This window comes from Rhizobium sp. BR 249, assembly GCF_047445895.1.
In the GTDB taxonomy this organism is placed as follows: domain Bacteria; phylum Pseudomonadota; class Alphaproteobacteria; order Rhizobiales; family Rhizobiaceae; genus Rhizobium.
Genome location: NZ_JARWKX010000044.1, coordinates 19,283 through 28,438, shown reverse-complemented (window position 1 = coordinate 28,438; position 9,156 = coordinate 19,283). Strand labels below are relative to the sequence as shown.

The following is a 9,156-nucleotide window of genomic DNA, read 5'->3' as shown; positions in this document are numbered from 1 at the left end:
CGGTGATCCTTACCAGAACCAGTGCCAGCAACGAGAGCAGTCTCAAAAGTTGGGGGCTTAAGCTGCGTGAGCGGCTGGGCTTCAAGCGTGCTGCGGTGGCACTCGCCCGAAAGCTTGCGGTCATCATGCACAGCATGCTCAAGACAGGAGAAGGGTTCAACAGATTGGCCGGCGCTCCTGCATGAGCGAAGCGTCAGGCCTTCTTGCCTCAGCGCGTCAAACCTGATTGGAGGCACTGAGCGTCCCAGCTGCGGGCGTGGGTCGGATCATTCCGCTGTCGCGGCTGCAGCTCATCGAGACTGCGCGCAAAACATAGGAAGGTCCTGCCTGCGAAGACCCATTATGCGGCGGCCGTGTGCCGACCGCGCAGACAACCCTGCTCCCGGCGCTGGACTGCTTTGAAGACAACATCGCCCAAACATTCGAATCCACCTCGCTACGCCGTCCCCAAAAGCGGCGCCGATGCCTAATGACAAAACAGCCTTGACTAAGGCAATGCGATTAGACAACCGCCGCACACTTTTGCGCGACATGCTCTAAAGCTGAATCGGGTTGATCACGTTCATATCGATTTCGGTCAATTCCACCCGCCGCTCAAACGCAATGCCTGCCTCGTCGAAGAGATGGCAATCCACGGCATTGATGCCGGTTGCTACAGGCGCATCCGTACGGATGCCGACGCTGCCGGGCAGCATGGCGCAGAAATTTTCGGCCTCGCCGTTGAGCGATGCGTAGGCGACGGTATTGGCGCCAAGGCGCTCGATGACGGTCGGCGTCACGGTGAAGACGATATCGCCGCCGTTCAGCTGGATATGCTCCGGACGAATGCCGAGCGTCAAAGTCTTCCCCACCATCCCCTCGCGCTGCGTTACCGGCAGAACGGCGGTTTGGCCCTGATAATCCACCTCGACGCCGTCGGCGCTTGCGCTCTTGCAGGTCACGGGCAGGAAATTCATCTTCGGATTGCCGATGAAGCCCGCGACGAACTGATTGGCCGGCTTGTGATAAAGCTCCAAGGGCGCGCCGGTCTGGGAGATGTTGCCGGCGTCCAGCACGACGATGCGGTCGGCCATGGTCATGGCTTCGACCTGGTCGTGCGTCACATAGATCATCGTCGCCTTCAACGCCCTGTGCAGCTTGGCAAGTTCGATGCGCATGTCGGCGCGCAACGCCGCATCGAGGTTGGACAACGGCTCGTCGAACAGGAAAATCTTCGGTTCGCGCACGATGGCGCGGCCGATCGCGACGCGCTGGCGCTGGCCGCCGGAAAGCATGCCGGGCTTCTGCTGCAGCCGCTGTTCGAGGTGGAGGATGCGCGCCGCATTTTCCACCTTGGCCTTGAGCTTCATCTCTTCCATCTTCTCGACGCGAAGCGGGAAGGCGATGTTCTCGAAGACCGACATATGCGGATAGAGCGCGTAGGACTGGAACACCATGGCGATGCCGCGCTTGACGGGCGGCAGGTCGTTGACCCTGACGCCATCGATGACGATATCGCCCGCCGTCGTCGCATCGAGACCGGCGATCATGCGCAGAAGCGTGGACTTGCCGCAGCCGGACGGGCCGACGAAGACGACGAACTCGCCATTCCTCACCTCGAGCTGCACACCCTTCAGAACTTCGTAGTCGCCGTAGAATTTCTGAACTTTGTTGAGAAGAAGCTGTCCCAAAAATCTGTCTCCGCCGGCGGTCTTCGTCGCATATTCGGTCAGGGGAGGGATCGCGGATTGTTGCCTCCGCGATCCCAAGGCGTCGAAGCAGCTTACTTGAAGGCTTCGATTTCGCCGGCAGCCTTCTTGAGAGCGGCTTCCGGCTCGGCCTTGCCCGTCACCACCGACTGGATCATTTCGATCATCGAATTCTGGAAGCCCTTGTAATCGGTGAAGAGCGGTTCCGGACCACCATAGTCGATGCCTTCGATCAAAGGCTTCCAATAGGGATCCTTGGCGACGAATTCGTCGACCTTTGCGGAGGGACGCAGCGGGGTGAGGCCGGCGCCGCCCTGCAGCTCGTATTCCGACTGGACCTCGGGCGAGGTGATGAACTTGGCGAATTCGGTCGCCTTGTCCTCGACGCCGGAACCCTTGAAGATCGCCAGGCTGTCGGTGATCAGAAGCGTGCCGGGGCCCTTGGCGTCGGGGCCGAGCGGCAGCGTCGTGATGCCCCAGGCGATCTTCGTTTCCTTCAGGCGGGAGGCCGCGCCCGATCCTGCCTGGATCATGGCGACCTTGCCGTCGAGGAAGATGGCGCGGACTTCGTTCTGCTCATAGGCCGTCGGGCCTTCCTCGGAGTAGGGGACGATATCCTTGTAGGCCTTCAGCGCGGCGAGAATCTGCGGGCTGTCGAGCGTGATCTTGCCTTCGGCATCCGTCACCGAACCGTTGTTGGTGTAAACCCAATGCATGAACTGGTGCATCGTGTTGTCGAAGGTCTTGGCGGAAAGACCGAAGCCCGGAATGCCGGTCTTTTCCTTGATGGTCTTGGCCATCTCGATTTCTTCAGCCCAGGTCTTCGGCGGCTTCTCGGGATCGAGGCCGGCCTGCTTGAAGAGGTCCTTGTTCCAGTAGAGCGCCTTGGTGGAGAAGGCGATCGGAACGCCCCACTGGTTGCCCTCGAAGGTCACGGTGTCGACGATGTGCGGATAGTAAGCCTTCTTTTCGTCGTCCGTCATCGGCACCGGAACGATGAGGTCGTTCTGCGCGAACTCCTTCAGCGTGCGCGAGCCGACATAGGCCATGGCGACAGGCGTGCCGGCGGCGGCGAGCGTCGTCGCCTTGTCCTGGCATTGCGCCCAGCCGACGACCTCTGGCGTGACCTTCCAGCCCGCGTTCTTCTCTTCCCACTGCTTGATGTATTTGGTGTGGACCGGGTCGATCGTGTCGCCGCAATAGATCCAGCTGATTTCCTTGTCGGCCGCATGGGCAGTGACCGCGGTCAATGCCGTCGAACCGAGCAAAGCGAGCGCCATAAGGCCTGTCTTGATAGTAATGCTCACGTCGCAACTCCCGTTTTGGTTGTTAGCTGTTCACTCTATTTTTGCTCTTATTGTTTCACCGCACCGGCGGTCAGACCGCCGACGAGATACCGCTGAAGGAAGAAGATGACGACCATCGCCGGCGCGATGCCGACGAAGGAGGCCGCCATCAGTTCGTTCCAGATGACCTCCTGCTTGCCGAAGTAAGCAAAGAGCCCCACCGGCAAGGGCATGTATTCGCTCTTCGAGTTGAACGTCAGCGCGAAGATGAATTGCTGGGCGTAAGCGCCGATGAAGGTGGTGATGGCGACGACGATGATCCCCGGCATCGCAATGGGCAGGATGACCCGGCGAAGCGTGTAGAAATGGCTGGCGCCATCCATATAGGCCGCTTCGTTGAGCTCCTGGGGAATGCGGATCATATAGGTGCGCAGCAGCCAGATCGCCGAGGGGATCAGGAAGGCGACGCCCGGCACGATCATGGCGAGATAGGTGTTGAGCACGCCCATGCTGCGCATCAGCCGGAAGAGCGGGATCAAAAGCACGGCGCCGGAGAACATGTTCACCGTCAGGAAGGCGCCGAGCAGGATTCCCATGCCCTTGAATTCGAATTTCGCAAAGGCATAGGCCGCCGGAATGACGAGGCAGAGCACGATCAGCGTGACGATGATGGAGATGAAGAAGGAGTTGAAGATGTAGCGCCCGAAGCCCGGCACGCTGATCCACATCGTCCGATAGGCTTCGAACGAACCGTTCTCCGGCCAGAAGCGGTAGGGCGAGGAGAAAAGCTGGGCGAGCGGCTTCAACGAAACGAGGAAGCCCTCGACGAAGGGCGCCAGCACGAAGAACAGAAACACCGCGATGCCGCAATAGATCAGGATGATTTCCCACCAGCGGTAACGGTCTATCATGGCCGGGCTGCTCATGCGCGCTTCTCCGGATTGAGGCGGCGGGTGACACGGAAATAGGCAAAGCAGAAAAGCGACAGGAAGATGCAGATCAAGACGGCGCGCGCCGCCCCTTCGCCGTATTTCTTCGAGCCAATCGCGGTCTGGTAGGTGTCGATGATCATCGTCGTCGTTTCGCCGCTCGGACCGCCCTGGGTCAGAATCCAGATGATGTCGAACGAGTTGAAGGTGGCGATCAGCGACAGCATCGACATGGTGATGATGGCGGGCACCATCAGCGGCAGGGTGATGCGGCGGAAACGATACCAGCGGCCGGCGCCGTCGGTCCAGGCGGCTTCATAGAGATCCTTCGGAATGGATTGGATCGCCGCCAGGAAATAGATCGTCACCAGCGGCACGCCGATCCACACGTCGGTAACGATCGTCGCCCAGAAGGCGGTGCTTCCATAGGCGAGGAAGGCGACCGGGCCGTCGACGAGGCCGAAGCGCTGCAACAGGCCCGAGATCATCCCGAACTGGCCGTTATACATCCAGCCCCACATGAAGATGCCGATCGCCATCGGCACGATCCATGGCGGCATGGTCAACAGCCGGAACAGCGAGCGGCCGGGCACGGCCGCATTCAGCATGCATGCGCCGAAGGTGCCGATCACCATTTTCAGGGCGACCGAGAAGAAGGTCCAGATGAAGGTGCGGATGATGACTTCCGCAAACGTGGCGTTGAAGATCTTTTCGTAATTGACCCAGCCGACCCAATTGGTGGTCTTCTTCAGCGACGCGTCGGTGAAGGAGAGAATGAAGGTATCGACCAGCGGATAGGCGACGATGGCGAGGACATAGAGGACGGCCGGAAGGAGGAGGATCCAGGCGAAGATGAAGGCGCTTCTTTGGACACTCATCTTGCCGCCTTCCTCAAGCCGCCTTAGCGTGGAGGGCCTCGTCGAAGCGGTCCCAGATGGGACGCAGGTCGACGACCGTTTTCTTCATCCTCGCTTCGTCCATCGCCAATGCGAGGATGCCCGCTTCCAGCGCGTTCAGCGTGGACACGGGAAGTTCGAGCCCGGTGCGCACGCTTTCCAGCAGATCGCTCGCCATCTGTTCATCGGCGCCGTAATGCTGGGAGAGTTCCGTGGCGGCATATTTGTTCTCGACCACTTTTTTGCCGGTCAGCTGCTCATGGACGTCGAGATAGCCGCGAACGAAATCACCCTCGGCCATGCCGCGCGAGCCCATGATGGCAAAGCGGCGGAACTGGTCCGGCACATTGAGATTGGTGTGGAAGTTCATGCCGACGCCATTGGCATATTCGACGATCGCCACCTGGTAGTCGATGATGTCGGCATCGCTGTCGAACACCTTGTCGGAGCCCATCCAGCCGCTCGGCTTGCGATGGAAAAGCTCGAGATCGTTGATGCCTTCACGCGCCGGATCGTTGGCCGGAATGAAGCTCTTGCGGCCGCCGAAACTGGCAACGCGCTCCGGCCGCGCGCCCACCACACCATTATAAAGGTCGAGGTCATGGCAGCATTTCTCCAGCATGAAGCTGCCGGAATAACGCTCGTAGCGGCGCCAGTCGCGCATGAAGAAGGCGCCGTGATAGGGCTCGATATGTTCGGAAGCCTCGATCGACACGATCTGGCCGAGCTTGCCCTCGGCCTGGATGGCGCGCAGATCCTTATAAAGAGGAGAATAACGCAGCACGAGACCAACCATCAGCCGCTCATGGCCGAACTTCGCCAGGAGATGGGCAAGTTCGATGCTTTCTGTAATGGTCGTGACGATCGGCTTTTCGCAGAAGACCTTGAGGCCGGCTTGCAGCCCGAGCCTGATATGATCGAGATGCATGTGATTGGGAGAGCCGATCATCAGCAGATCGAGCTTTTCCGAGGCGAGAAGCTCTTCCGGTGAACCGTAGGCCTTGCCGACCGAAATGCCCTTTTCCGTCAATCCGGGAAGCCCGGCGGGTTCCGGATCCACATAGCCTACGATGTCGAAACTGTCGTCGATCGCCTTGAAGACATAGCCGAGATAGCCCAGCCGGAATCCTAGCCCGATGATTCCTACTTTCATGCCGATCATGTTCCCAGTTAAGTAATTTATTTTCTTTAAGTTGGGACAAAAATCAGGGGGCGTCAATAGAAAACGGGCCTCAACGCATACGTATGAAATTGATTTTCATAGATCGATAGGCGGCTGCCGATTTTGCCCCGATTGCCGGGGGCCAATGAAGCATGGCGCATCGGCAAGCGGAGGACGGCAGATTTATGCGCCTGTCGCGGCAAGGCGCGACCGCCCCCAGCCGATCACGCAAGGGCTCGCGAAAGGTTGAAAAGACAGGTTATCACTCGTGTGTAGGATGCTGTGAGAACCCGAGGCAAGGAGGAGCCATCATGACCCGCATGACAGCCAAGGATTTCCCGCAGGAACTTCTCGAACTCTACGACTACTATGCGCATGGGAAAATCACCAAGCGCGAGTTTCTCGACCGTGCCGCCAAGTTTGCGGTCGGCGGGGTGACGGCAGCCGCGATCCTTGCGTCGCTCAGCCCGGATTATGCGCTGGCGACCCAGGTCGAGTTCACCGATCCCGATATCTCAGCCGAATACATCACCTATCCCTCGCCGAAAGGAAACGGGGACGTGCGCGCCTATCTCGTGCGCCCTGCGAAAGCCAGCGGCAAGGTCGCGGGCGTGGTCGTCGTTCACGAGAACAGAGGCCTCAATCCCTATATCGAGGATGTGGCGCGTCGCGTCGCGAAGGCCGGCTTCATTGCGCTGGCGCCGGATGGATTGACTTCGGTCGGCGGCTATCCCGGCAATGACGAAAAGGGACGGGAACTCCAGCAGAAGGTCGATCCGGAAAAGCTGATGAACGACTTTTTCGCAGCGGTCGAGTTCCTGATGAAGAGTGACCTCACCACCGGCAAGGTCGGCATAACAGGCTTCTGCTACGGCGGCGGCGTTTCCAATGCCGCGGCGGTGGCCTATCCGGAGCTTGCCGCCGCCGTGCCCTTCTACGGCAGGCAGCCGCGCGCCGAGGACGTGCCGAAGATCAAGGCGCCGTTGCTTCTTCACTATGGCGGGCTGGACAAGGGGATCAATGAAGGCTGGCCGGCCTATGAAGCGGCGCTGAAATCGTCCGGGAAAACCTACGAGGCCTATATCTACCCCGACGTCAATCATGGCTTCCACAACGATTCCACGCCCCGCTACGACGAGGCGGCAGCCAAGCTCGCCTGGCAGCGGACGGTCGACTGGTTTACGAAATACCTCGCCTGACGAGGCGCCGGACTTGCACGACGCGGCAGGCGGGGAGATACTCCCCGCCTGTTATGGGCCAATGAGCCTTGCCCCTCCTACGGATTATCCATCACGCCCGTTCGCTACTAAAACCTACGGGTGAAAGTTCAGCCGCGCGCCCCTTCTGTTTCCTCACCAGTTTGCATCATTGTTAAACTTCTAATGCTATCCCTATTCAGGGAACAAACACGGCGTTCGATATGCAAATTGTTGATACTGAGACATTTATTCCAAAAGCAAATTTCGAACTGCAGCAAGCCTGGCATCTTGGATGTACAGGCCGATCGGATGAGGCGCTTGCACTTGCCGGGCAAATTCTTGCCGATGCCAGATCGCGGGGCGACGACCGGCTTGCCGCCCAATGCGACACGGATATTGCCTGGTACTGTTTTCAAACCGGTGCGGCCGAACTTGGTTTGACGCATGTCCGCCGGGCGGTGGACTTCTGGAAATCGAAAAGAGAACCCGTCCAGGAAGCCTATGCCAGGGCCTATTTCGGATGGCTGCTCCTGGAACTGGGCTTGCCGGAAGAGGCGATCGAAGAGGCGACCCGCGCCTTGGATCTGGCCGACAAGACCGCCGATCCGAAGGCGCAGAGTCTCGCAACCAACGTCATCGGCATTATCTTCTGGTACAACAAGCAACCCGACCGGGCGATCCTGATGAGCGAGAGGTCTGTCGAGCTCGCCCGGTCGATCGGCAACAAGACCTACGAATGCTGGTGGCTCGTCAACCTCGGCGGCGCCCATTCGGAAGGCGGCTATATCGCGCAGGCGCTCGGCCAGCCGGAGGAAGCTCACCGGATGCTGACGAGAGCGCTTGATCTCACCGAACAGGCGCTCGACCTCGCAATCGAGACCGGCGACAGCTGGGCTGCCCGTATTTGCCTCGGCAACCAGGCCGATTACTACGGCCATCTGGGAGAGCATGAAAAGGCGCTCCAGTGCATGCTCCGCTACCAGCAGTTTCAGAAGAACAGCTATGTCAGGGACCGGCAGCAATATCTCTACACTTTGGGCCAGGTCTACAATAATTACGGAAAGTTCGAGGAAGCCCGGTCGCTGCTGCTCGAAGCGGTGGAATTGATCGCCGAAGGCGGCAGCTTCGATTCCTATATCCAGATCTATCTCTATCTGTCGCGCGCCCATGAAGGGCTGGGGCAGTTCGATCTGGCGCTGGAGGCACACAAGAAATACCATCAGTTCTATCTGCAGAACAGCGCCGAGAGAACCCAGCAGCGCGCGCGTCTCGCCGAAATCTACTATGAAACCAGGCGGCTCAAGGAAGTTGCCGAAACGGAATCGAAGCGCGCCGACACGCTGGAGGCCTCCTATCAGAAGCTGCAGGAGCAAACAGATATCCTGGCCAGCGCCGTTTATCTCGACGCGCTGACCGGGCTCTATAACCGCAAATATCTCGACAGCCGCTTTAAGGAACTGACATCCGAGAAGCGCCCATATTCGATCGCGATGCTTGACGTCGACCATTTCAAATCGGTCAACGACAACTTCTCTCACATGATCGGCGACCAGGTCCTCGGCGCCATCGGAACCATCCTGCGCAACCAGTTGCGCGCCACCGACCAGGCCATTCGTTTCGGCGGCGAGGAATTCGTCGTGGTGTTGACAGGCACTCCGAAAGCCGCCGCCGATGTCTGCGAGCGGCTGCGTCTGGCTGTCGAGCGCTGGGACTGGTCGGCGATCTGCAACGGCCTGCGCATCACGATCAGCATCGGTGTCGCCGGCGGCTTGTCCGCCGCTTCTCCCAAGGAGATCTTGGAGGTCGCCGACCAAAATCTGTATACGGCGAAAAAGGCCGGCCGCAATCGGGTGGTCTCATAACGGCGCTTCGCTAGCGGAAGTTCCATAACATGCATTACGCCACTTTTACTATTTAAAGTTGCATTCATATTCCGCAGATTGCAGCGCCCCGCTCGCGCATTTTATCGTGATGGAAACTGCATGATTGGCAGCGA

The 9,156-nt window shown here is 59.3% G+C and carries 8 protein-coding genes and 1 pseudogene; 3 read left to right on the top strand and 6 right to left on the bottom strand.

Annotation, left to right across the window (positions count from 1 at the left end; genetic code table 11):
- A pseudogene (locus QD408_RS26505) lies at nt 1-185 on the top strand (IS110 family transposase); the annotation flags it as partial.
- A gap of 351 nt (nt 186-536) precedes the next feature.
- Here the strand turns inward: QD408_RS26505 and QD408_RS26500 are convergent.
- From QD408_RS26500 to QD408_RS26480, 5 genes are all read right to left on the bottom strand, one after another.
- A complete protein-coding gene (locus tag QD408_RS26500; RefSeq protein WP_414141347.1) occupies nt 537-1,670 on the bottom strand; it encodes an ABC transporter ATP-binding protein in 1,134 nt (377 codons plus the stop codon).
- Between the two features lie 92 nt (nt 1,671-1,762).
- On the bottom strand, nt 1,763-2,968 hold the full coding sequence (locus tag QD408_RS26495) for an ABC transporter substrate-binding protein (protein WP_414141348.1): 1,206 nt from the start codon (nt 2,966-2,968) through the stop codon (nt 1,763-1,765).
- A 74-nt stretch (nt 2,969-3,042) separates the two neighbouring features.
- A complete protein-coding gene (locus tag QD408_RS26490; RefSeq protein WP_088683649.1) occupies nt 3,043-3,900 on the bottom strand; it encodes a carbohydrate ABC transporter permease in 858 nt (285 codons plus the stop codon).
- Nucleotides 3,897-4,781 carry a carbohydrate ABC transporter permease gene (locus QD408_RS26485; protein ID WP_088683650.1) on the bottom strand — a complete coding sequence of 295 codons (885 nt, stop codon included), beginning with the start codon at nt 4,779-4,781 and terminating at the stop codon, nt 3,897-3,899. Before QD408_RS26485 ends, QD408_RS26490 begins: the two co-directional genes overlap by 4 nt.
- 13 nt (nt 4,782-4,794) lie before the next feature.
- Nucleotides 4,795-5,952, bottom strand: a complete 1,158-nt coding sequence (locus tag QD408_RS26480; RefSeq protein ID WP_414141346.1) for a Gfo/Idh/MocA family protein — start codon at nt 5,950-5,952, stop codon at nt 4,795-4,797.
- A gap of 320 nt (nt 5,953-6,272) precedes the next feature.
- Here QD408_RS26480 and yghX point away from each other — a divergent pair, with 320 nt between their 5' ends.
- Nucleotides 6,273-7,160: a YghX family hydrolase gene (gene yghX, locus QD408_RS26475; protein WP_414141345.1), complete on the top strand. Its 888-nt coding sequence runs from the start codon at nt 6,273-6,275 to the stop codon at nt 7,158-7,160.
- A 128-nt stretch (nt 7,161-7,288) separates the two neighbouring features.
- Here the strand turns inward: yghX and QD408_RS26470 are convergent, their stop codons facing one another.
- Nucleotides 7,289-7,606 carry a hypothetical protein gene (locus QD408_RS26470; RefSeq protein ID WP_414141344.1) on the bottom strand — a complete coding sequence of 106 codons (318 nt, stop codon included), beginning with the start codon at nt 7,604-7,606 and terminating at the stop codon, nt 7,289-7,291.
- On the opposite strand from QD408_RS26470, the gene QD408_RS26465 reads away from it, so the two are divergent.
- The gene (locus QD408_RS26465) at nt 7,598-9,022 is read left to right on the top strand and encodes a diguanylate cyclase (protein ID WP_414141343.1); all 1,425 of its coding nucleotides are present in this window, start codon (nt 7,598-7,600) and stop codon (nt 9,020-9,022) included. The genes QD408_RS26470 and QD408_RS26465 overlap by 9 nt on opposite strands.
- Nucleotides 9,023-9,156 lie beyond the last annotated feature (134 nt).

What these genes read in the sequence shown, in the direction of transcription:
- QD408_RS26490 (WP_088683649.1), bottom strand. Translation starts at nt 3,900, where the DNA reads ATGAGCAGCCCGGCCATGATAGACCGTTACCGCTGGTGGGAAATCATC.
- QD408_RS26485 (WP_088683650.1), bottom strand. Translation starts at nt 4,781, where the DNA reads ATGAGTGTCCAAAGAAGCGCCTTCATCTTCGCCTGGATCCTCCTCCTT.
- QD408_RS26470 (WP_414141344.1), bottom strand. Translation starts at nt 7,606, where the DNA reads ATGCGTCAAACCAAGTTCGGCCGCACCGGTTTGAAAACAGTACCAGGC.
- QD408_RS26495 (WP_414141348.1), bottom strand. Translation starts at nt 2,968, where the DNA reads ATGGCGCTCGCTTTGCTCGGTTCGACGGCATTGACCGCGGTCACTGCC.
- yghX (WP_414141345.1), top strand. Translation starts at nt 6,273, where the DNA reads ATGACCCGCATGACAGCCAAGGATTTCCCGCAGGAACTTCTCGAACTC.
- QD408_RS26480 (WP_414141346.1), bottom strand. Translation starts at nt 5,952, where the DNA reads ATGAAAGTAGGAATCATCGGGCTAGGATTCCGGCTGGGCTATCTCGGC.